The 20,453-nt window shown below is 65.3% G+C and carries 20 protein-coding genes and 1 pseudogene; 13 read left to right on the top strand and 8 right to left on the bottom strand.

Annotated features, from left to right (window positions below; all coding sequences use genetic code 11):
• Positions 1-54 precede the first annotated feature (54 nt).
• Together ACSFDB_RS19030 and ACSFDB_RS19025 are read left to right on the top strand one after the other, a co-directional pair.
• On the top strand, positions 55-402 hold the full coding sequence (locus ACSFDB_RS19030) for a HalOD1 output domain-containing protein (protein WP_440772480.1): 348 nt from the start codon (positions 55-57) through the stop codon (positions 400-402).
• A gap of 131 nt (positions 403-533) precedes the next feature.
• Positions 534-860 carry a hypothetical protein gene (locus ACSFDB_RS19025; RefSeq protein ID WP_440772479.1) on the top strand — a complete coding sequence of 109 codons (327 nt, stop codon included), beginning with the start codon at positions 534-536 and terminating at the stop codon, positions 858-860.
• Positions 861-890: 30 nt separating this feature from the next.
• Here the strand turns inward: ACSFDB_RS19025 and ACSFDB_RS19020 are convergent, their stop codons facing one another.
• Positions 891-2,648, bottom strand: a complete 1,758-nt coding sequence (locus ACSFDB_RS19020) for an excinuclease ABC subunit C (RefSeq protein ID WP_440772478.1) — start codon at positions 2,646-2,648, stop codon at positions 891-893.
• Between the two features lie 26 nt (positions 2,649-2,674).
• Positions 2,675-3,418 (bottom strand): hypothetical protein, encoded by a 744-nt coding sequence (locus ACSFDB_RS19015; protein ID WP_440772477.1) that lies wholly within the window; start codon positions 3,416-3,418, stop codon positions 2,675-2,677.
• Positions 3,419-3,538: 120 nt separating this feature from the next.
• Between ACSFDB_RS19015 and ACSFDB_RS19010 the strand changes: the two genes are divergently transcribed.
• The 4 genes from ACSFDB_RS19010 to ACSFDB_RS18995 all read left to right on the top strand — a co-directional run bounded on the left by ACSFDB_RS19010 (position 3,539) and on the right by ACSFDB_RS18995 (position 6,997).
• Positions 3,539-3,808 carry a DUF7967 family protein gene (locus ACSFDB_RS19010; protein WP_440772476.1) on the top strand — a complete coding sequence of 90 codons (270 nt, stop codon included), beginning with the start codon at positions 3,539-3,541 and terminating at the stop codon, positions 3,806-3,808.
• 164 nt (positions 3,809-3,972) lie between these two features.
• A complete protein-coding gene (locus ACSFDB_RS19005) occupies positions 3,973-4,899 on the top strand; it encodes an ABC transporter ATP-binding protein (RefSeq protein WP_440772475.1) in 927 nt (308 codons plus the stop codon).
• Entirely contained in the window at positions 4,896-5,867 is a 972-nt protein-coding gene (locus tag ACSFDB_RS19000; RefSeq protein WP_440772474.1) for an ABC transporter permease, read from the top strand. Before ACSFDB_RS19005 ends, ACSFDB_RS19000 begins: the two co-directional genes overlap by 4 nt.
• Positions 5,868-5,992: 125 nt before the next feature.
• Entirely contained in the window at positions 5,993-6,997 is a 1,005-nt protein-coding gene (locus tag ACSFDB_RS18995; RefSeq protein WP_440772473.1) for an ArsA family ATPase, read from the top strand.
• Positions 6,998-7,074: 77 nt separating this feature from the next.
• Here the strand turns inward: ACSFDB_RS18995 and ACSFDB_RS18990 are convergent, their stop codons facing one another.
• Together ACSFDB_RS18990 and ACSFDB_RS18985 are read right to left on the bottom strand one after the other, a co-directional pair.
• Positions 7,075-8,319, bottom strand: a complete 1,245-nt coding sequence (locus ACSFDB_RS18990) for an MFS transporter (RefSeq protein ID WP_440772472.1) — start codon at positions 8,317-8,319, stop codon at positions 7,075-7,077.
• Positions 8,320-8,440: 121 nt separating this feature from the next.
• Positions 8,441-8,598: pseudogene (locus ACSFDB_RS18985) on the bottom strand (BRCT domain-containing protein); the annotation flags it as partial.
• Positions 8,599-8,675: 77 nt separating this feature from the next.
• Here ACSFDB_RS18985 and ACSFDB_RS18980 point away from each other — a divergent pair.
• Positions 8,676-8,945, top strand: a complete 270-nt coding sequence (locus tag ACSFDB_RS18980) for a type II toxin-antitoxin system HicB family antitoxin (protein WP_440772471.1) — start codon at positions 8,676-8,678, stop codon at positions 8,943-8,945.
• Between the two features lie 2 nt (positions 8,946-8,947).
• The gene (locus ACSFDB_RS18975; RefSeq protein WP_440772470.1) at positions 8,948-9,199 is read left to right on the top strand and encodes a type II toxin-antitoxin system HicA family toxin; all 252 of its coding nucleotides are present in this window, start codon (positions 8,948-8,950) and stop codon (positions 9,197-9,199) included.
• 40 nt (positions 9,200-9,239) lie between these two features.
• Here ACSFDB_RS18975 and ligA read toward each other — a convergent pair whose 3' ends face one another.
• A complete protein-coding gene (gene ligA / locus ACSFDB_RS18970) occupies positions 9,240-11,426 on the bottom strand; it encodes an NAD-dependent DNA ligase LigA (RefSeq protein WP_440772469.1) in 2,187 nt (728 codons plus the stop codon).
• A 205-nt stretch (positions 11,427-11,631) separates the two neighbouring features.
• Complete coding sequence (locus tag ACSFDB_RS18965) at positions 11,632-12,027, bottom strand: 2Fe-2S iron-sulfur cluster-binding protein (RefSeq protein WP_440772468.1); 396 nt, start codon at positions 12,025-12,027, stop codon at positions 11,632-11,634.
• Positions 12,028-12,200: 173 nt separating this feature from the next.
• On the opposite strand from ACSFDB_RS18965, the gene rio1 reads away from it, so the two are divergent.
• From rio1 to ACSFDB_RS18950, 3 genes are all read left to right on the top strand, one after another.
• Positions 12,201-13,076 carry a serine/threonine-protein kinase Rio1 gene (gene rio1, locus ACSFDB_RS18960; RefSeq protein WP_440772467.1) on the top strand — a complete coding sequence of 292 codons (876 nt, stop codon included), beginning with the start codon at positions 12,201-12,203 and terminating at the stop codon, positions 13,074-13,076.
• 229 nt (positions 13,077-13,305) lie between these two features.
• Complete coding sequence (locus ACSFDB_RS18955) at positions 13,306-14,538, top strand: tryptophan--tRNA ligase (RefSeq protein WP_440772466.1); 1,233 nt, start codon at positions 13,306-13,308, stop codon at positions 14,536-14,538.
• A gap of 56 nt (positions 14,539-14,594) precedes the next feature.
• The gene (locus ACSFDB_RS18950; protein WP_440772465.1) at positions 14,595-15,098 is read left to right on the top strand and encodes a metallophosphoesterase; all 504 of its coding nucleotides are present in this window, start codon (positions 14,595-14,597) and stop codon (positions 15,096-15,098) included.
• Positions 15,099-15,148: 50 nt separating this feature from the next.
• Here ACSFDB_RS18950 and ACSFDB_RS18945 read toward each other — a convergent pair whose 3' ends face one another.
• Positions 15,149-15,928 carry a proteasome assembly chaperone family protein gene (locus tag ACSFDB_RS18945; RefSeq protein WP_440772464.1) on the bottom strand — a complete coding sequence of 260 codons (780 nt, stop codon included), beginning with the start codon at positions 15,926-15,928 and terminating at the stop codon, positions 15,149-15,151.
• Positions 15,929-16,048: 120 nt separating this feature from the next.
• On the opposite strand from ACSFDB_RS18945, the gene ACSFDB_RS18940 reads away from it, so the two are divergent.
• Together ACSFDB_RS18940 and thsA are read left to right on the top strand one after the other, a co-directional pair.
• Positions 16,049-16,606, top strand: coding sequence for a KH domain-containing protein (locus tag ACSFDB_RS18940; RefSeq protein ID WP_440772463.1), 558 nt, complete (start codon positions 16,049-16,051; stop codon positions 16,604-16,606).
• A gap of 346 nt (positions 16,607-16,952) precedes the next feature.
• Entirely contained in the window at positions 16,953-18,614 is a 1,662-nt protein-coding gene (thsA, locus tag ACSFDB_RS18935; protein ID WP_440772542.1) for a thermosome subunit alpha, read from the top strand.
• Positions 18,615-19,107: 493 nt separating this feature from the next.
• Here thsA and ACSFDB_RS18930 read toward each other — a convergent pair whose 3' ends face one another.
• Positions 19,108-20,343, bottom strand: a complete 1,236-nt coding sequence (locus tag ACSFDB_RS18930) for an MFS transporter (RefSeq protein WP_440772541.1) — start codon at positions 20,341-20,343, stop codon at positions 19,108-19,110.
• Between the last annotated feature and the right edge of the window lie 110 nt (positions 20,344-20,453).

The raw sequence follows: 20,453 nt of genomic DNA, 5'->3' as shown, positions 1-20,453 counted from the left end.
GTGTTGCGCGAGCAAAAGTCAGCCACAATCCGCTAGCAGCCGTTCATCGAGTAGATGACAACACCTGGTAAGACGTTCGGGAGCGTCGACATCGTCGACTCGATGGCGGCCGTCGAATTCGATATCGAGAGGGAACGCTTTCGAGCGGCGTACGATAGCACCCGTGATTCGGCGAGTCTGGCGGTCGTTGCGGTGGTAGCGACCGCGCTGAACAGCGATCCGATGGAACTGTCCCCGCTCCATTCCGCCATCGATACGGTGGCGCTCGAGGACCTGTTCGCGCCGTCTCCCGGCGGTGTTCGGGAGCCTGACAGCACGTCCTTCCGTTACGAAGGATTTGCGGTGACCGTGTTCAGCGCGGGAGCGATCGAGGCCGTCCCGATGCGGAACAGAGAGTCGTAATGATGGTTCCAGCGCATAGTCCGTATTCCGACCGTGGAACGCCCCGTCTCGACCGAACGCGGTCAACGGGTGGCGATGTGAAACCCGACCCGTTCGAACCGCGTCGAGACGGACGCCGAGAGCGGTAGCACATGGAAGTACCCGAACGAACGTCCGAGAGTGATGGGCAACTGACCACCGCGCTTCGAGCGCAGAAGCGACGGATCGTCGCTGCACTGGCCGACAACGAGACGCTGGACGCAACCCCGATCGTTCGGGGCGACGAAAACCTGTGCTGTGAGGAGTACCTCACGCTCGTCTACGAACTCCATCACGTCCAGCTACCCGAACTAGCCCGAAACGGCGTTATTCGATTCGATCGGCGGAGAGACGTCGTAACGCGAGGGCCGTGGTTCGACGAGATAGCTGCTCCCGACGGAGACCGTGACGGCGAAGACGAGGTCGGCGAGTGCGAGTAATCAGTTCGGTTCGGGAACGACGGCTATCGCTCACAATCGTGATTTGAGGGTCTCAGCCGTCTTCTCCCCGACGCCGGAGACGCTCGCTAAGTCCTCGAGACTCGCCTCGCGGACGTTCTCGACGCTCCCGAACCGCCCCAACAGCCGTTTTCTGGTTTCGGGACCGACGCCGGGAACGTCGTCCAACACCGTCTTCACCTCGTCGCGGACGGTCTGGTGGTACTGCACCGCAAAGCGGTGGGACTCGTCGCGCACCCGCTGGAGGAGATGCAGGTGCGGGGCGTCGCTAGGCCAGGCGAACTCCCGTTTCGGGGTAATCACGCGCTCTTCGGCCTTCGCCAGCGCGATGGCGGGCACGTCCCAGCCGACGTCGGCCAGCGCGTCGCGTGCGGCCTCGAGTTGTCCCTCGCCCCCGTCGATCACCAGCAGGTCGGGGTCCGGCCGATCGTCCCGGCCTTCGACGGCGCGGCTGGCGCGCCACTCGAGTAAGGCCCGCATGTTGTCGTAATCGTCGTTCTGATCGGTCAGCTTCTTCCGTCGGTAGTCGGCCTTCTCGGCGCTGCCGTCGACGAACGTGACGTTACTGCCGACTGCGGCTTTCCCCTGAGCGTGACTCACGTCGAAGCCCTCGATTCGCCGGGCCGAATCGATCTCGAGGGCGTCAGCGAGCATCCCGCACTCGTCGCGGCCGCCGACGTTCCGTCGGGCGTTCTTGAGCGCGAGTTCGACCAGTTTCGCTTCGCGGCCGGCACCCGGTACGCGGACGGAGACGCCCTCTGCCTCGAGCCAGGCGGCGACCTCGCTATCCCCGTGGCGTTCGGGCAGCAGCAGGGCGTCGGGCAGGTCGCGTTCGGCGTAGTACTGGACGATGAAGGCGGCGAGGACGGCGGGGACGCCGCCCTCGTCTTCGGTACTCGCTCCGACGTCCGCACCCGGCGCCTCGAGCGTGTGCCGGTCCCGATCGACCAGTTTACCGGTCTCAGCGCGCAGGCGGGCGACGGTCGCGTCCTCGCCCTCGATGGCCACCCCGAGGACGTCGACGGCGCGCTCGTCGCTCCGCGTCTGGACCGCCTCGCCGCCCTCGCCGTGGAAGGCTTCGACGGTCTCGAGTCGATCCCGCATGTTGGCCGCGCGCTCGAAGTGCTGGTTCTGAGCAGCGTCCTCCATCTCCCGGCGCAGCGGATCCGCGAGGATGCCGGTCTCGCCCTCGAGGAAGCGCTCGACCGCGGTCACGTCCTCGGCGTAGCTCTCGAGGTCGATCTCGCGGGTACAGGGCGCGGTACAGAGCCCCATCTCGTAGTCCAAGCAGGGTCGGTCCCGGCCCGCGTACTTGTGGTCCGAGCAGCCGCGGATGCCGTAGCTCTCCCTGAGCGCTTTGACCACGGTCTCGACCTGCCCCTTGTTCGTGTACGGGCCGAAGACCGTCGCGGACTCGTCGGGGTCGCGCGTGATCTCGATCCCCGGCGCCTCGTGGCTCGTCAACTGCACCATCGGATACGACTTGTCGTCCTTGAGCCGGACGTTGTACCGCGGCTGGTGGCGCTTGATCAGGTTCGCCTCGAGGAGCAGCGCCTGCGTTTCGGTGTCGGTGACAGCGATCTCGATCTCATCGGCGCGGTCGACCATCCGGCGGATGCGCGCGCTTCGCGGATCCGCGTACGATCGGACGCGGCTCCGGAGATCGACCGCCTTCCCGACGTAGAGCGTGGTGCCCTCGAGCCGGAACTGGTAGACGCCGGGCTCGCGCGGTAACGATCCGGCTCGGTCGCGAACCCCCTCGGCGTTCATCGGCGGCCCTAGAACCTCAGTGGCTTTCAGCCTGACTCCTCGGGGTCGTTCGTCGGGTCGGTCTCGGCCCCGTCGGGGGGTGTGCTCGCTTCGTCCGCGTCGGCGTCAGTCTCGTCCACCGGAGCGGTCGCTCCGCCTCGCTCGTCGGTCGTCTTACCTCTCCCGTCAGCGTCGGCTTCGACGACCGCGTCGCTCCCGACGGGTCCCGGACCCGGGGCGATCGCCTCCTGTAAGTCGACCTCCCGCTCGGCCTCGAGATCGTCGTCGCTGACTGGAACCGAGATATCGTCGTCGCCGCTCACCCGAAGGAGGAGTCGGCGCGAGCGCGACCCGATGTACTGAACGAAGAACGCGGCGGCGATCAGCAACAGGAGGACGCCGATCGCGAGAACGGTCAGATCGAACACCGTAAGGAGGGTTTCGACGGTCTCGAGTGCGCCGCCGGCGATCCCCGTTGTGCCTTCGACGTCGAAGTTGTCGGCGATGCTGGCGAGGTCGTAGGTCATCGCGACGAGCAATACGCCCAGCGCGAGAAACAGGACGACCGACCCCCAGACAAGCGGGGCGATCGAATCTTCGGTCTCGATGGAGACCCGGGCGACGTTCGGTCGCTCGACCGTCCGGTAGTTCGGTCCGTCGCCGCCCTCCGTGAACACGAGGACGCGATCGTTCGTGACCACGAACGTCGCCCCCTCGAGGTCGACGCGTCGCTTCACGCGTTCGCCGTCGTACAGCAACTCGTCGACGTGCTCGCTCCAGACTCCGAGCATTCCGTCTCGAGGTTCCACATCGTCCGGCAAGTAGCTCGTGCCCTCTCGCGCAAATCGAGAACCCGATATGGTACCACCCAACACAGTACATTCTCGGGTCTCGGCACCCAAACCCGGAGCATGAGTGACTCGACGGTCCAGTGCTGGCTGGTCGAACGGACGTTCGACGACCGCAATCTCGTGACCATCGTCTACGCGACGCCCGACGGCTCACGCTACCAGCAGCGGGAACGCTCCGCGACGTCGCTACGAACTGGCGGCGAGGTAACCGCAGCGACGGAGATTCCCGAAACCGAACTCGAGCCGGTTCCCGACGAGGAGACCCGAAAACGGTACGCCGAGGAAGCCGAACGAACCGCCGAGCAGTACGATCCCGACGATCCGCTATAGAGACGAAATCGGCGACTGCGAGTCGAACGTTGCGTCGAAGACGGCTCCGAGACGGCGTTCGACTCGGACCCTCCATAGAGAGACAGTTTGTTCCTCCGGACAAAACGGAATATCAATACAACGAAGTAACAACTCTTATCGGCGAACGGTGAGACCACACAGCCATGCCAGCTATCACAGTCGATAGCCTGACCAAATCCTACGGTCAGGAACTCGCGCTCGATGACCTCTCGTTCCAGGTCAAAGAGGGCGAAGTATTCGGCTTTCTCGGTCCGAACGGAGCCGGCAAATCGACGACGATCAACGTCATTCTGGACTTTATCCGGCCGACCGACGGCCGGGTGGAGGTGCTGGGGATGAACGCCCAGGCACACAGCCGCGAGATCCGCTCGCGGACCGGCGTCCTCCCCGAGGGCGTCGAAACCTACGACCGGTTGACCGCCCGCCAACACCTCGAGTTCGCCATCGACTCGAAGGAGACCGACGACGACCCCAGGGAACTGCTCGAGCGCGTCGGTCTCGTCGACGCCATCGACAAAAAGGCCGGCGGCTACTCGAAGGGGATGTCCCAGCGACTCATGCTCGCGATGGCCCTCGTCGGCGAACCCGACCTGCTGATTCTGGACGAGCCGTCGACGGGGCTCGACCCGAACGGCGCCCGCGAGATGCGCGAGATCGTCCGCGAGGAGAACGCCCGCGGTGCCACGGTGTTCTTCTCGAGTCACATCATGGAACAGGTCGAGGCAGTCTGTGACCGCGTCGGCATCCTTCGGGACGGCGAGATGGTCGCCGTCGACACCGTTTCCGGCCTGCGCGACTCCGTCGAGGGCGGAACGAGCCTGCGGGTCACCGTCGATCGGATCGACGACGACGCGCTGCAGGCCGTTCGATCGCTGCCCGACGTCAGCGATGCCGTCATCGAGGGCGAGAGCCCGCCGACACTGATCGTACAGGTCAGCGGCTCGAAAACCGCCGTCCTCACTGAACTCGAGGACCGCGGCATCGAGGTTCAGGACTTCTCGACGCGCGAAGCCTCGCTCGAGGACGTCTTCCAATCGTACACCACGGGAACGGAGGTAGAAGCCCGATGAGCACCGAGTCCGGCACCGCAACGAGTTCGGAGTCGACATCGAGTTCGATCAATCTCACGAGCGTCCGAGCGATCGCGAGGAAGGACTTCCAGGACGCCGTCCGGTCCTGGATGTTCTGGGGCCTGAGCGTCTTCTTCTTCGTGTTACTCGTCGCCGTCACGGGAACGATCTCGTACTTCGGCGAAGATATCGCCGCGGAGGGAGCGACGACGGAAGTGCTCGTTCTCTTCGTCAGTCAGATCACGCGGCTCGTGATCCCGCTGATCGCGCTGATCTTGGGCTGGAAAGCGATCGCCGGCGAGCGCGAGACGGGGAGCATCAAGATCCTGCTCTCCTTGCCCCACTCCCGAAAGGACGTGCTGCTCGGGAAACTCATCGGCCGGTCGGCAGTCCTCTCGCTGTCGCTCGTCGTCGGGTTCGTGCTCGCCGCGGTCATCGTCGCGGTGTTACTCGGCGGCTTCGACGTCGTCGACTACTTCAGCCTGCTCCTGATGGCGATCATCTACGGTATCGCCTACACGAGCATCGCCGTCTCGCTGTCGTCGCTGACCCGCTCGACGACCGTCGCCGGCGCCGCGATGTTCGGCATCTTCATCCTGTTCTACGTCGTCTGGAACGCGATCCAGTCCGTCTTCCAGCTCCTGATGAATCGCGGAACGATCGAAGGAGTCAGCTACACGGCCGAGGGTATGGGGCCGGACGGAACCACCGAACAATTCACGTTCGAGCGACTCCCCGACTGGGCGCTGTTCATCGACATGATCGATCCCGGAAACGCGTTCCAGAACACGATCACCTTCCTCGGCTCGTTCGGCGGCGAGGACATGGGCACGACCTACCCCTCGGAGTGGTTCGCAAACGGCGTGCCGTTCTACCTCGAGAACTGGTTCTCCTTCGTCATCCTGCTCTGCTGGATCGTCGTCCCGATCGCGATCGCGCTCTACCGATTCGATCGCGTCGATCTCTGAGAGCGTTTCCGTTCGTGCGCTGGTTTTTGCGTTCGATCCGCCTCCCTCAGGAGTTCAGCTGTCGGTGGAAACGCGTCTCACTCGCCGGCACTCGGTTTAGGTAGCCGTCCCGCCTATACAAACCCGTGACTGACTGCATCTTCTACGGCGGGAAAGGCGGGGTCGGGAAGACGACCTGTGCGGCGGCGACCGGTCTCGAGCTGGCCGCCGAGGGCTGCCAGACGCTGATCGTCTCGACCGACCCGGCACACTCGCTGTCCGACTCGCTCGAGGCCGACCTCGGGCCCGAACCGAGCGAGGTCGATCTGGGAGCCGGTCCCGGACTCGAGACGACCGACGAGGGCGACTTCGAGCTCGACGCGGGCGGCAGCCTCTGGGCCGTCGAGATCGACGCCGAAACCCAGCAGGAACGCTACGAGAAGCTAGCGACGGCGCTCGCCGCGGATCTCCGCAGCGCCGGCATCCGTCTCTCGGACGACGAGGTCGAACGGATCTTCGCGTCGGGCGCGCCGGCCGGCGGGGACGAGATTGCCGCGTTAGACCTGCTCGTCGAGTACGTCGATTCGGGCGAGTGGGACGTCGTCGTCTTCGACACCGCGCCGACGGGGCACACCCTCCGGCTGTTCGACACGCCGGAGGTGCTGGGACCCGCCCTCGAGACCCTCCAGTCGCTTCGCGGACAGGCCAGCCGGATCGGCACCGCCGCGAAGTCGGCGGTGTTCGGACCGATGTCGATGATGACCGGAAGTACCGACGGTGAGGAGAGTCTCGAGGCCTTTCAGGACCGTCTCGAGCGCGCTCGCGACCTGCTGGCCGATCCCGAGCGAACGGAGTTTCGCATCGTCCTCATCCCGGAGGGGATGGCGATTGCCGAATCAGAGCGACTGGTAGAGAAACTCCGCGATGCCGAGGTGCGGGTCGATCGACTCGTCGTGAACCGCGTCTTCGAGGATCCCGACGAGGGCTGTTCGCGCTGTCAGTCTCGGTTCGAACGACACGCCGAGCGGGTCTCGGAGGTTCGAGAGACGTTTCCGGCTCTCGAGGTCGTTACGCTGCCCGAACGCGAGGGGGAGGTGCAGGGACTCGAGGCGGTGTGGTCGATCGCCGATCGGCTGCCGGCCGCGGCGTAGCCGAACTCGGCCGAAGCGCCGCGGCTGTCGCTTGTATCTGAGCGATGCGATGGCCCACAGCGTGAGTGCCGTCGGGATCAGTCGCCGATAACCCACAACAACGCGAACGAGCCGGCCAACACGACGCTCACCGTGGCGATCGCGGGAAACGCCGCCACGACACCCCAGCGAGTCGAGAGGACGCCGAACACCGCCGGCCCGCTCGCGCTGCCGATGGCGGAGCCGGTCTGAATGACACCGAAGAGGCTCCCGCTCGAGCCCGTCTCGGCCTGCTGGGAGACCATCGCGTTCTTGACCGGGTAGCTGGTGTACATGCCGGCGCCGATGACGGCGAACCACACCGCCAGAATCACCGTCAGGACGCCGATCGGTAGCTCGCCGAACACGGCCGCCAGCGCCAGCGTGGCGGCGACCAGTACGGCGGTGACGAGCGAGGCACCGATTCCCAGCGCGACCCGGTCGAACCGATCGGCGAGGTCACCCGCGTACAGGGAGGCGAGACTGCCGCCGACCAGGAGCGCGAAGAACGCGACGTTTCCGACCGACGCCGACGTTCCGGTCTCCGCGGCGACGTAGGCCGTCGTGTAAGTCTGTATCGCGCGGTGTTGCATCGACAGCACGAGCGTGACGAAAAAGAGGACGACGACGCTCTTCGTGATAGTGAGATCGAACGAGAGATCCGCCGAGCGGATCGCTTGCCGAATCGTCTTTCGGGGCTCGCCACCGTCGGTCCGTGGGTCGTCGATCCGCGAGTCGTCGGTGCCATCCGACTCCGCGTCGTCCGGGGCCTCGGCCGTGAGAAAGAGGTAGACGACCAGACAGCTCACGGCGAGTCCGATCGCAACACCGGTGGCGAGGGCGAGCCGCCAGCCCGCGACCGCGGCGACGCCGCCGACGATCACCGGCGCGGACATCGTCCCGAGCGCACCGCCGAAGCCGAAGACGCCCATCGCCTTCCCCTCGGTCGCCTCTGTCTCGTAGTCGCTGACGAGCGCCATCCCCGTCGGGTGGAACGCGCTGCCGCTGATCCCGGCGATGGTCTGGGCGACGAGCAGCGTCTCGTAGCTCTGTGCAGTGCTCGCCAGAAAGATCCCTCCGGCCATCCCGAACAGGCCGCCGACGAGGAGGCGCTCCTTCCCGATCACGTCGGCGAGCATGCCGGCGGGAAGCTGGAAGAGGACGTACATGAGAAAGAAGATGGTGACGAGAAAGCCCGCCTGCCCGTAGGTGATCCCGAGGTCCGCGACGAGCAGCGGAATAATCGGCGGGATCACGATCGCGAAGAACTCGTTGACCCCGTGGCCGACGGTGATCGAACCCACGGCTCTCGGACGGGAGACGTCGCGCAATCGTCTGAGCAGAGTCAACACGGTGCGCTCTCATTACGGTCGTCGGTACTAAAGCCGTCGGAAGCGCGTCCGTCTGGCCGGGAGTTCTCGAGGCTCACTCGAGGTCGATCCCGTACTCGCCGAGCAGTTCTCGGAACTCGTCCTCGTCGACGATTGGTACCTCGTTTTCCCCGCGTCGTCGCGTTTCGTCTGGCCCGGGCTCTCGCCGATAACGAGGTAGTCCGTGTTGCCCGAAACGCTGCCCGTCACGTTGGTGGCGTTGGTCTCGACGGCCGCAGCCGAGCCGGAGCCGAACGCTTATGCGAATCGTTCCCCAATTCAGAGACATAATGGCCAGTTCAGCGAGCGGCGGTGACACCCACGATGGCGAAATCCGCCTCTGGCGTGAGGAGGACTGGTGGGTCGCCACGGATGTCGAGACGGGAGTCACTAGCCAGGGCCCGACTCGAGAGACTGCACTGGAAAACCTCGACGACGCAGTTGCACTCTACAAGGGCGACAGCGGGAGCGAGCCGACCGATGCGGAGCTTCGCGAACTGGGAATCGACCCTGCGGAGAATACGACTGGAGACCAGCATCCACCGGACGTCCTCGAGTAGGAATGGGGCGGCGAACGTTCTCCGGGAAAGAGGTCGTGAAAGCGCTGGTCAACGCCGGCGGATTCGAGTGGCGTCGAACAACCGGCGATCACGCGCAACTGTACTACGAACACCCGACGAACGAGGAGGACCAACGGCGCGTAACGGTCCCGTTACACGACGAGCTTCGAACGGGACCACTCAGAACGATCGCCGACAGCGCAGGTGCACAGGACTTCGACGAATTCTGTGCGTGGATTGATCGCAACTCATAACGGTTCTTCATTCGATCCGGTCCGAATATCCGATCACCGATCACTCGAGCCCGATCCCGTACTCGCCGAGCAACTCTCGGAACTCGTCCTCGTCGATGATTGGCACGTCGTTGTCCGCGGCGTCGTCGCGTTTCGTCTGGCCCGGACTCTCGCCGACGACGAGGTAGTCCGTGTTGCCCGAGACGCTACCCGTCGCGTTGGCCCCGTGGGCCTCGACGGTCTCCTGAGCCTCGCCGCGGGTGACGCCCTCGAGCGAGCCGGTGAAGACGAAGGTCAACCCCTCGAGTTCGTCGCCGCCGGCCTCGAGTTCGGTCTCTTGCGGCGAGACGTGCTCGAGAATGTCGTCGACGGCCGCGGCGTTGGCCTCGCTCGTGAAGAAGTCGTGGAGCTGTTGGGCGACCGTCTCGCCGACGTCGTCGACGCCTTCGAGTCGCTCCGGATCGTCCTCGGCCGTCTCGCGAAACGCTGCGAACGTGCCGAACTCGCGGGCGAGTTCACGGGCCGTCGACGGGCCGACGTGGGGAATTCCCAGTGCTGAGAGAAAATCGGCGAGCGGGGGCTCGCGGCTCTCCTCGAGTTCGGACAGCAGGTTCTCGGCGCTCGTCTCGCCCCAGCCCTCGAGTTCGGTCAGCTCCTCGCGCTCGAGGTCGTAGAGGTCCGCGACGGACTCGAGCAGGCCCGCATCCACGAGCTGGCGGACGCTCTTCTCGCCCAGTCCCTCGAGATCCAGCCCGTCGTCGCTGGCGTAGTACTCGATCGAGCGTCGAAGCTGCGCGTCACAGGCCAGCCCGCCCGTACAGAACGCCATCGGCCCGTCACGCTCGACGGCGCTGTCACAGACCGGGCAGTGTTCGGGCAGTTCGTAGTGTCCCTCGCTGCCCTTCTCGACGACCTCCTCGACGTAGGGAATCACGTCGCCCGCGCGCTGGACGCGGACGGTATCCCCCACGTTGACGTTCTTTTCCGCGATCTCCTCGGGGTTGTGCAGACTCGCTCGAGAGACCGTCACGCCGCCGACGTCGACCGGCTCGAGGAGGGCGACCGGGGTCAGACGGCCCGTGCGGCCCACCTGTACCGCCACGTCGACGATCGGGGTTACCTCCGCGCGGGCAGGGAACTTGTAGGCGAACGCGTAGCGGTCGTGGCGCGCCGTTCGGCCCAGTTCCTCGCGGGCCTCGCGGTCGTCGACCTTGATCACGGTGCCGTCGATCTCGTAGCCCAGATCGTCCCGCGCCTCGAGCATCCGGTCGCGATAGTCGATGGCCTCTTCGATTGCGTCTCTCGGCTCGTCGCCGCTGTCTTGCGGCTTCGCCGCTTGACTGTCCGCGGAGCGTTGCTCCGCGCTACTCGACTGATTCGCGGAACGTGGTTTCGCGCCCTCGGCGAACTCGACGTGCTCGGTCACCCGCAGCCCCCACTCCGGGAAGCGCTCGAGTTCCGCGCTGTGACTGTCCTCGAGGTCGCTCGCTTCGAGCACGTCGAAGTAGAACACCTCGAGGGGCCGGTCGGCGACGACCGAGGGATCGAGTTGGCGGATCGTCCCCGCGGTCGCGTTCCGGGGGTTCGCGAAGGGCTCCTCGCCGCGTTCGATCCGCTCGCGGTTGTGTTCCTGAAACGCGTCCTTGGGCATGTAGACCTCTCCGCGAACCGCAAGAAAATCGGGGTAGTCGCCGTGGAGTTGCTGTGGAACGGATCCGATCGTGCGGGCGTTTCGCGTGACGTCGTCGCCCTCGCGGCCGTCGCCACGGGTGACGGCGCGGTCGAGCGAGCCGTCCTCGTAGACGAATTCCATCGAGACGCCGTCGAACTTGGGTTCGCAGACGTACCGAACCTCACCCACCTCCCTGCGTACCCGTTCGTCGAACTCCCGCACGTCCTTGGCCTCGCCGCTCTGGTCGATCGAGAGCATCGGCGCGACGTGTTCGACCGTCTCGAACGCCTCGAGCGGTTCGCCACCGACGCTTCGCGTCGGGCTGTCGGGGTGAGAGAGATCGAAGGCGTCCTCGAGATCCTGCAGACGGGAAAAGAGCGCGTCGTACGTTCGGTCGGCAATGATCGGATCCCCCTCGACGTAGTAGCGGCGGTCGTGGTCGCGGATGGCCTCCCGGAGTAACTCGACCTGCTGTTCGGCCTCGTCCGCCGAGAGCGCCTCGAGCGGTTCGAACTCCGTCGGCGGGTCTCGGAGGTACGGGTTGTCTTCGTCCGCGTTCTCGTCAGTGAGGGACATTCGTTGCTCGAGGATTACGTTGCGGCCCCGTTAACGTTACTGACGCGCCGTCGTGTTACTGAGGCGTCGCCACCGTCGGCCCGACGGTCCGCGCTCGCTATCGGCCCGGCGGACAACGCTCGGCGGCGAGCGACCGCAACCGCCACCGAGACCGAACCGGTCAAGCCGTGCGACGGAACCGGATCGCGAACGCCGGCTCGAGCGACTAACTCCAGGGGCTGCCCCCGACTTCCGAGCGCACCCTCGGACCGACCTCGACGCGGCAGTCCGCGTGGACGAGCGCGATACACAGCAGGACGTACCCCTCTCGCTGCTCTCGGTCGGTCAGTGCCGTCGGCGCGCGTCGGTAGTCGAACGCCGCCGCGGCGTCGATCGGATCGGTCGCGCGGTCGCCGTGATCCGCGGCCGCGTCGGGCTCGGATCCGTCCTCGTCGATCGCGCGTAGTCGACCGACGCAGGCCGTACAGGTGCCCTTTCGACAGTCGTACGGGAGTCGAATGCCCTCCCGGCCGGCCACCTCGAGCACCGTCTCCCGCGGCCCGACCGCGACGCGCTCGGTGCGACCGTCCGGCCACTCGAGGGTGACGTCGTGTCCCGTCATCGCTCGTGCCCCGCCGCTCGCCGATTTGCTGTGCGACTCATACGACTGGTAGGGGACACAACGAAAAAAGCGTGGGCGTGGCAGCGTCCGACGGGCCGAGTGCGGGGCAGCGAACCGCGACCGAACACCGATACCCAGTCTTTACCCGCACCGCTCTCGTAGAGGCCGACTAGATGGGACAGGGAACGGATACGGAGTTCGGACTGGTCGACCTCGAGGAAGTGGAAACGCCGGGCGACGAGTGGGAGGAGATCGACGTCTCGGAGACCGAGGCCGACCGGATCGCTCGCAAGCGCGACCGCGAGTTCGAGCAGTTCGAAGAGCGGATCAAAGACGCTGACCAGTTCAAAGTCGAACAGTCGGTGTTCGACGACGCGACGCTGGCGGCGCTCTACAAACTCGTCCAGGACGGCTACGTCGAGGCCTTCGGCGGGCCGCTCTCGACGGGCAAAGAGGCCAACGTCTACCACGCGCTGGGCGACGACCGCGACGTCGCGGTCAAGATCTACCGGATCAACGCCTCGAACTTCCGGCAGATGCGCGACTACCTCGAGGGCGACCCCCGCTTCGAAGGGCTGGGCGGCAAGAAGAAGGACGTCGTCCTCGCCTGGACGAAGAAGGAACTCGCCAATCTCAAGCGAGCGAAAGCGGCCGGCGTTCGCGTTCCGGAGCCGATCGCGACCGAGCGAAACGTGTTGGTCATGGAGTACATCGGCGACGACGACGGCCGCGCGAAACGGCTCGGCGAGGTTCACATCGAGAACCCCCAAACCGCCTACGAAGTCATGCGCGAGTACATGCGCCGGCTCTACTCCGCGGGCATCATCCACGGCGACCTGAGCGAGTACAACGTCGTCTTCGACGAGGGCCAGCTCGTGATCATCGACGTCGGGCAGGCCGTCACGGTCCACCACCCGAACAGCCGGACGTTCCTCGAGCGCGACTGCCGAAACGTCGCGAGTTTCTTCTCGCGGCAGGGGCTGGAGACGAGCGAGGAGGAGTTACTCGAGTTCGTGACGAGTCCAGAGCCGGACCCGTCTCGAGACTGAGTGAGTGACGGACGGATCTCGACGAAATCTTCATTACCGTCTCGCAAAAATAATGGAGTCATGACGGCCGCTCTCGAGTGGCAGTGGCGCTGGCAGATCGCCTCGAGAGCGGACAGTACCTTCGCGGCTGGCGACGCGGCCTAACCCGTCGGCTGTCGCGGCGGACGCTCCCTTCGCTCGTTTTCGTGCGTACCGACTTCCAGCCGCTGCAGTCTACGGTTCGAGACGAATGACAGAACCAGACGACCCCTCAAACAGCACCGACAACACCAGCACAGCCCGCTCGAGTGAACCGAACACCGACGACGAGTTCACCGTCACACCCTACGCTGTCGACGGGACGATCGACTACGCAAAACTGCTCGAGCGCTTCGGAGCCGACCCGCTGACCGACGACCAGATCGAACGCTTCCCCGACCAACCGATGCTCCGCCGCCGCACCTTCTACGCCGGTCGGGACGTCGATCGCTATCTCGAGGCCGTCGCGTCGGGCGAACCGCACGCGATCGTCACCGGCAGAGGCCCGTCGGGGCCGATGCACCTCGGACACGTTCTGCCGCTGTACCTCGCAAAGCGGTTGCAGGAGTCGACCGGCGCGACGGTCTACGTGCCGCTCTCGGACGACGAGAAGTTTCTCGCGAAGGAGCAGTCGTTCGAGTCGATCGGCGCCCACACGCGCGAAAACCTGCGGGACATCCTGGCCGTCGGCTTCGATCCCGAACGGACGCGAATCGTCGTCGATACGGCCGATGCGGATGTGATCTATCCGATCGCCGTTCGACTCGCGAAGTACCTCACGCCCGCGACGGTCGAAGCCGTCTACGGCCAACAGGATACCGTCGGACTGCAATTCTACCCCGCCGTGCAAGCGACCCACCTTCTGCTCCCGCAACTCGTCGCGGGCCGCCAGCCGACGCTCGTCCCCATCGCCGTCGATCAGGACCCCCACGTTCGCGTCTGTCGCGACGTGGCCGCGAAGGACGCCCTGCCCGTCGAAAAACCGGGCGCCCTACTCGGACGCTTCCTTCCCAGTCTCGACGGCCCGGGGAAGATGAGTAGCTCCAGCGATGCGCCGTCGATCGAACTCACCGACGACCCCGAAACCGTCGCGGAGACGATTCGAACGCACGCGTATACGGGCGGACGAGCGACGCTCGAGGAACACCGCGATCACGGCGGCGATCCGGCCGTCGACGTTCCCTTCCAGTACCTGCGATTCTTCTTCGAGAATGACGACGAACGGCTCGAGCGAATCGCTGCCGACTACCGATCGGGCGACCTGCTGAGCGGCGAATTGAAGGAGATCGCGATCGACCGAATCACGGAGTTTCTGACGGCCCACCAGCAGCGACGTGCGGAACTCGGCTCGCTCGAGGAGGCCCTCGAGCCCTACCAACTGACTAACAGTGAGCGGCGACGGGCACTCGAACGAGCCGGCGTGCCGTCGGGACTCGAATCGTAGGACGACTCGAGTCGAACCCCCGAACGCATTTGGGTCTCGCAGTCGCGTCGTAGAGTATGAACATCGGGATCATTTCGGACACCCACGACAACGTCGAGGCGATCGAGCGGGCGACCGAGATTTTCGAGGAGGAGGGCGTTGAGATCGTAATCCACTGCGGCGACTTCGTCGCCCCGTTGATGATCGGCTACTTCGACGGCTTCGAACTTCACGGCGTTCTCGGGAACAACGACGGCGACGTCGCGAACCTTCAATCGCAATTCGACGCGCTGGGCGGCGAGAGCGAACTCCACGGCCGCTTCGCGAGCCTCGAGTTCGACGGCCTCTCCGTCGCCGTTCTCCACGGCGAGAGCCTCGAGGAGGTCGAGGCCATCGCGGCCGGCGAGACGTACGACTTCGTCTGCTACGGCCACCACCACGAACGCGAGCTATCGGACGAGGGGCGAACGACCGTGCTCAATCCCGGTGCACACGTGCTGGCGAAGTCCGAAGCGGATCGGACGGTCGCGATCGTCGATACCCTCTCGGAGTCGGTGCGGTTCCGGTCGCTCCTCGAGTGATCCGTCGACCGTGCGTTTCGGGTGGCTGCATCGCGTTCTCGCCGGTTGTGCTACATGTACATTCGGTCCTCGGGCCACGACTGGGTGCCGATCGGCACGTCGCCGGCTTCGAGCGTCTCCAGTCGCTCGGCGAGTTCGCTGTAGTAGCGAGTCATCGCCACGGACCGTTCGCGTAACGGATCGTCGTCGACGTCGAGCGCGTAGACCTCGCGCACGAACGCAAGAAACCGAAGCGCCGCGTCGAAGTCCGGTCCCGGCGGATGGATCGGCGTGACGAGCGTTCCGACGGGAGGCGTCTCGCCGTCCAGATTCCGGAGGGTTAGCTCGCTCGGCACGCCGTCGAGAACGCCTCCGTTGAGGGGGACGATGTCGGTGTTCTCGAGTCGTCGCGTTCGGTACTCCGGAGTGCTTACGGCGTAGACCTCGTGTTCGTCGGGGTCGTGGGGGATGGGAATTCCGTGAAAGATCACGATCTCGTCGATATCGGCTTCGGTTCGGCCGATCAGATTCAGGATCGCGTCGACGAACGGTGCGGCGGCCCACACGGGTATCGACAGTTCGCTGAGCACGGCACAGTAGTCGATTCCGGTATCGGTCTCCGGTGACGCGTAAACGCGTATCGGGTGTCTCGGTTCGCCGTTTTCGACCGGCGTGATCTGTGGAACGCCGCGGGATCGGACGGCGCCGATTTGATCGCAACCTCGAGCGGTCACGAGGTGATCGAGAGCCGTAACACCTGCGACGCCGAGGTTGGAGAGCGCGACGAAGAGCGTGCCACTCAGTCGGTCGGCAGTCGAAACGGAGCTCTCGTATCGAACGTCTGGGGACATGTGGACTCACACCACTGCGGTGCGTATATTGATGTGGGGGAGCGGCACACTCGAGACGTGTAACCGATGCGCTCACGCGCGGACCAAGCGCTTAACCTCGCTCAGCTAGTACCGTTTCGTATGCAACACGTGAAGATTCCGCAGGACCGCATCGGCGTGCTCATCGGCGAGGGCGGCGAGACGATGCGAGAGATCGAGGCGGAAGCCGAGGTGCGACTCGACATCGATTCGGAGAACGGCTCCGTCGCCGTCGAGACCGTCGGCGATCCCGTGCTCGGTCTCAAGGCGCCGGATATCGTCCGTGCGATCGGCCGCGGCTTCGCCCCCGAGGCGGCGTTGCGACTGCTCGAGGACGATATGATCATGTTCGACGTTGTCGACATCGACGCCGCCGCGCGCAACACGAACGACATGAAACGCAAGAAGGGGCGACTCATCGGCGAGGGCGGCCGCACTCGCGAGCTCATGGAGGAGCTGTCGGGCGCCAACGTCGTCATCTACGGCTCGACGCTCGGGATCATCGGCGCCCCCCAGCAGGTCGACGTCGTCCGAACGGCCGCCGAAATGCTCCTCGACGGCGCGCCACACGGCGCCGTCTACTCCTTCCTCGAGGAGAAACACAACGAGATGAAACACCAGGGCATGCAGTACCACCGATTCCCCGGCGGCCAGTCCTGATCCGTTCGCTCCGTTTTCGGTTTCGACTCGACCTCGGCGATCCCCAAATATACTGCCGTCCGTGACCGCTCCCGACCGTTGGTGCCGACCGACTACGGGACTGAGAGTGCGACTACGGTGCTGAGAGCGCGATGGTGAACGTGCCCGGGACGACACGAGCGGAGCCACCGGCCGTCACACCGTGAATTCTCACGCTCCGACGGCGGAAGGTTGTTATAAATACCAGTAGCACGGCTGGCAGCGAACTGCCGTACTACGCCCTCGTAGTGGGTTTTGGCTCGCACGTTCTCGAAAGATTTATATAGAATCACAAACAATCCTTCGCTTGACTATGGCACAACAGCAGATGGGCAACCAGCCCCTTATCGTTCTCTCGGAGGACAGCCAGCGGACATCCGGCAAAGACGCGCAGTCGATGAACATTCAGGCCGGGAAGGCCGTTGCCGAGTCCGTACGGACCACGCTCGGTCCGAAGGGGATGGACAAGATGCTCGTCGACTCCTCGGGCAACGTCATCGTCACGAACGACGGCGTCACGCTCCTCTCGGAGATGGAGATCGACCACCCCGCTGCCGACATGATCGTCGAAGTCGCCGAGACTCAGGAGGACGAAGTCGGCGACGGCACCACGAGCGCCGTCGTCGTCTCCGGTGAACTGCTCAGCCAGGCCGAGGACCTCTTAGAGCAGGATATCCACGCGACCACGCTCGCGCAGGGATACCGAGAGGCCGCCGAGGAAGCCACCGAGGTACTCGAGGACATCGCCATCGACGTCGACGAGGGCGACACCGAGATTCTCGAGCAGATCGCTGCCACCGCGATGACGGGCAAGGGTGCCGAGAACGCCCGCGACCTGCTCTCCCGACTCGTCGTCGAGGCCGTCCGCTCGGTCGCCGACGGCGACGAGGTCGACACGGACAACATCAAAGTCGAGAAGGTCGTCGGCGGCTCGATCGACAACTCCGAGCTCGTCGAGGGCGTCATCGTCGACAAGGAGCGCGTCTCCGACAGCATGCCGTACTTCGCCGAGGACGCGAACGTCGCGCTCATCGACGGTGCCCTCGAGATCAAAGAGACCGAGATCGACGCCGAAGTCAACGTCACCGACCCAGACCAGCTCGAGCAGTTCCTCGAACAGGAGGAGACCCAGCTGCGCGAGATGGCCGAAGCGGTCGCCGACGTCGGCGCCGACGTCGTCTTCGTCGACGGCGGCATCGACGACATGGCCCAGCACTACCTCGCACAGGAGGGCATCATCGCCGTCCGCCGCGTCAAATCCAGCGATCAGGGCCAGCTCGCCCGCGCGACTGGCGCCACGCCCGTCTCGAGCGTCGATGACCTGACCGAGGACGACCTCGGCTTCGCCGGCAGCGTCGCCCAGAAGGAGATCGCCGGCGACCAGCGCATCTTCGTCGAGGACGTCGACGACGCCAAGGCCGTCACCCTCATCCTCCGCGGTGGCACCGAGCACGTCATCGACGAGGTCGACCGCGCCATCGAGGACTCCCTCGGCGTCGTTCGCACCACGCTCCAGGACGGCAAAGTCCTCGCGGGCGGCGGTGCCCCCGAAGTCGAACTCTCGCTCGCGCTGCGCGACTACGCCGACTCGGTTGGCGGCCGCGAGCAGCTCGCCGTCGAAGCGTTCGCCGACGCCCTCGAGGTCATCCCGCGCACCCTCGCCGAGAACGCCGGCCTCGATCCCATCGACTCGCTCGTCGAACTCCGCGCCGACCACGATGCCGGCGAGACCACGTCCGGCCTCGACGCCTACACCGGCGACACGATCGACATGGCCGAGGAAGGCGTCTACGAGCCGCTTCGCGTGAAGACCCAGGCTATCGAGTCCGCCACCGAGGCGGCCGTCATGCTGCTTCGCATCGACGACGTCATCGCCGCCGGCGACCTCGCCGTCGCCGACGACGACGGTGACGACGAGATGCCGCCAGGCGGCGGTGGCATGGGCGGCGGCATGGGCGGCATGGGCGGTGGCATGGGCGGCATGATGTAGGCGAGGTTCGGAACGAGCAACGCGAGTGAGAACCTCGTGAAAGCGAGCGGGGAGCGTATGCGACCCGCGAGCCAGAACTAAATTTTGCTCTGTCGTTCGAGAGAGCGAAGCTCTCTCGTGATCAAGCGAACCCTTCGGGTTCGCGGACCTCGCGGGAGCTCTGCTCCCGCTTAGTGACGAAAGGCGCGAAGCGCCTTTCGAACCACGGGCCAGCGGAGCTGGCCCTCGGCAAAATTTAGTATAAAAGCACTCCTCCCTCCGTTCCGGTCCCTCCGGGACCTCCACATCGGTCGTCGGCCCGCTCGGGCCTTCGGCCCTCGCGGTGAGAAACGGAAGGAACTACCGCTCGAATCGTTGGCTCGAGTCGGCCCACGCCCTTTTCGTCGTCGCTCCCATCCTGATCAGCTTCGTACTCGAAGACTCGAGTTCGACAACCAAGACCCATTAACATCAATTCTCAGCGTCCAGAACGGCGGGCAGCGTGACGACCGGATCAGTCCTCGCTCTGCACTCGAGCCCCTGGACCCTCCCACGCGCCGAACCGCGAGATGGCGACCAGCAGGCCCCAGGAGAGCGCCATGCCGACGAGCGCGAAGCCGATTAAGAGACCGAAGAAGGCCTCGAGGCCGACGCCGAGGGCGAAGCCGCCAAGGGCGATGCTCCCCGCGCCGAGGCCGAACTCGCCGAGGTAGGTGTAGCCGTAGGAGAGGCCGCGGGCGTCTTCGGGCGTGTGGACCGCGACGGCCTCCTGGTAGAACGGCTGGATCGCAAAGAGGAAGAAACCGAGAATCGCACAGAGGACGATGATCGGGCCGAGCCCCATCTCCCGCACCGGGACGAAGGCGACCGCGAGGACGGCGAGGACGGCGAAGATACCGGCGAGACCGCGCTCGACGCGAACCCTATCGGTGAGTTTTCCGCCGGCGTACTGGCCGGCGATACCGACGACGAGCAGGCCGACGTAGATGTAGTCCGCGGGTTCGATGCCCTCGAAGCCGGTCGGCAGGTTGAGGACGGCCATCGCCGGCGCATCGTGGAGGATCTCGGGGAGGTAGGTGAGGATCCCGCGGTAGAACAGCCCCTCGAACGTCACGATGGCGAAGACGACGGCGAACGCGCTCGCGAACAGGGCGCGCGACCCGGAGACGAACTCCGAGAGCGAGAGCGGTTCGGAGGCGTCGGAGACGTCGTCGGCGTCGACCGCGCCCGCCGGATCGAAGTTCGCGCTGAGTCCGTACGCGAGGCCGACGAAGCCGGGGACGGCGAGAACGGCGGCGACGAGTTGCCACTCGAGGCCGACCATCAGGAGCGTCGCGGTGACGAACGGACCGAGCGCGATGCCGACGTTGCCGGCGATCCCGTGGTAGGCGAAGACCGTCGGTCGTTCCTCGACGCCGGTGCTGATCAGCGCGAGTCCGGCGGGGTGATAGACGCTCGCGGCGATTCCCCACAGAACGAGGGCGACGGCGATGGTGGCGATCGAGTTCGCGAACGCGAGCGCCACGAACGCGAGCGCCATCCCACCGAGGCAGATGAGAATCAGCCGTTTGGGTCCGTAGCGATCCGTGAGGACGCCGGCGGGCAGTGCACCGAGGCCGAACGGCGCGTAGCCAAGCGCGACGATCAGGCCGAAGACCGCGACGCCGGCGTCGGGAAACTCGGTCAGCCAGACGACGAGAAAGATCGGAATCGAGGTCTCGAACCAGTGGACCAACGAGTGACCCAGCATCGTGAAGTTCGCGATCGCTCGATCGTTGTCGGGAAGTCCGAACACAGTTCGTTCAGTGCGATACTACACCCGCTATCGATATTTAACTGGTCGTATTTCGGCCGTTCGGT

It is taken from the genome of Natronorubrum amylolyticum (assembly GCF_052040145.1).
In the GTDB taxonomy this organism is placed as follows: Archaea; Halobacteriota; Halobacteria; order Halobacteriales; family Natrialbaceae; genus Natronorubrum.
The sequence above is the reverse complement of the archived record's forward strand: the minus strand, read 5'-3'. Positions and strand labels throughout refer to the sequence as shown.

Excerpts from the sequence above, each read along its gene's own strand:
- ACSFDB_RS18980 (WP_440772471.1), top strand. The coding sequence starts at position 8,676 with ATGGCCAGTTCAGCGAGCGGCGGTGACACCCACGATGGCGAAATCCGC.
- ACSFDB_RS19015 (WP_440772477.1), bottom strand. The coding sequence starts at position 3,418 with ATGCTCGGAGTCTGGAGCGAGCACGTCGACGAGTTGCTGTACGACGGC.
- ACSFDB_RS19020 (WP_440772478.1), bottom strand. The coding sequence starts at position 2,648 with ATGAACGCCGAGGGGGTTCGCGACCGAGCCGGATCGTTACCGCGCGAG.
- ACSFDB_RS19000 (WP_440772474.1), top strand. The coding sequence starts at position 4,896 with ATGAGCACCGAGTCCGGCACCGCAACGAGTTCGGAGTCGACATCGAGT.
- thsA (WP_440772542.1), top strand. The coding sequence starts at position 16,953 with ATGGGCAACCAGCCCCTTATCGTTCTCTCGGAGGACAGCCAGCGGACA.
- ACSFDB_RS19025 (WP_440772479.1), top strand. The coding sequence starts at position 534 with ATGGAAGTACCCGAACGAACGTCCGAGAGTGATGGGCAACTGACCACC.
- ACSFDB_RS18965 (WP_440772468.1), bottom strand. The coding sequence starts at position 12,027 with ATGACGGGACACGACGTCACCCTCGAGTGGCCGGACGGTCGCACCGAG.
- ACSFDB_RS19010 (WP_440772476.1), top strand. The coding sequence starts at position 3,539 with ATGAGTGACTCGACGGTCCAGTGCTGGCTGGTCGAACGGACGTTCGAC.
- ACSFDB_RS18955 (WP_440772466.1), top strand. The coding sequence starts at position 13,306 with ATGACAGAACCAGACGACCCCTCAAACAGCACCGACAACACCAGCACA.
- ACSFDB_RS19005 (WP_440772475.1), top strand. The coding sequence starts at position 3,973 with ATGCCAGCTATCACAGTCGATAGCCTGACCAAATCCTACGGTCAGGAA.
- rio1 (WP_440772467.1), top strand. The coding sequence starts at position 12,201 with ATGGGACAGGGAACGGATACGGAGTTCGGACTGGTCGACCTCGAGGAA.
- ACSFDB_RS18975 (WP_440772470.1), top strand. The coding sequence starts at position 8,948 with ATGGGGCGGCGAACGTTCTCCGGGAAAGAGGTCGTGAAAGCGCTGGTC.
- ACSFDB_RS18945 (WP_440772464.1), bottom strand. The coding sequence starts at position 15,928 with ATGTCCCCAGACGTTCGATACGAGAGCTCCGTTTCGACTGCCGACCGA.
- ligA (WP_440772469.1), bottom strand. The coding sequence starts at position 11,426 with ATGTCCCTCACTGACGAGAACGCGGACGAAGACAACCCGTACCTCCGA.
- ACSFDB_RS19030 (WP_440772480.1), top strand. The coding sequence starts at position 55 with ATGACAACACCTGGTAAGACGTTCGGGAGCGTCGACATCGTCGACTCG.
- ACSFDB_RS18930 (WP_440772541.1), bottom strand. The coding sequence starts at position 20,343 with ATGCTGGGTCACTCGTTGGTCCACTGGTTCGAGACCTCGATTCCGATC.
- ACSFDB_RS18940 (WP_440772463.1), top strand. The coding sequence starts at position 16,049 with ATGCAACACGTGAAGATTCCGCAGGACCGCATCGGCGTGCTCATCGGC.
- ACSFDB_RS18950 (WP_440772465.1), top strand. The coding sequence starts at position 14,595 with ATGAACATCGGGATCATTTCGGACACCCACGACAACGTCGAGGCGATC.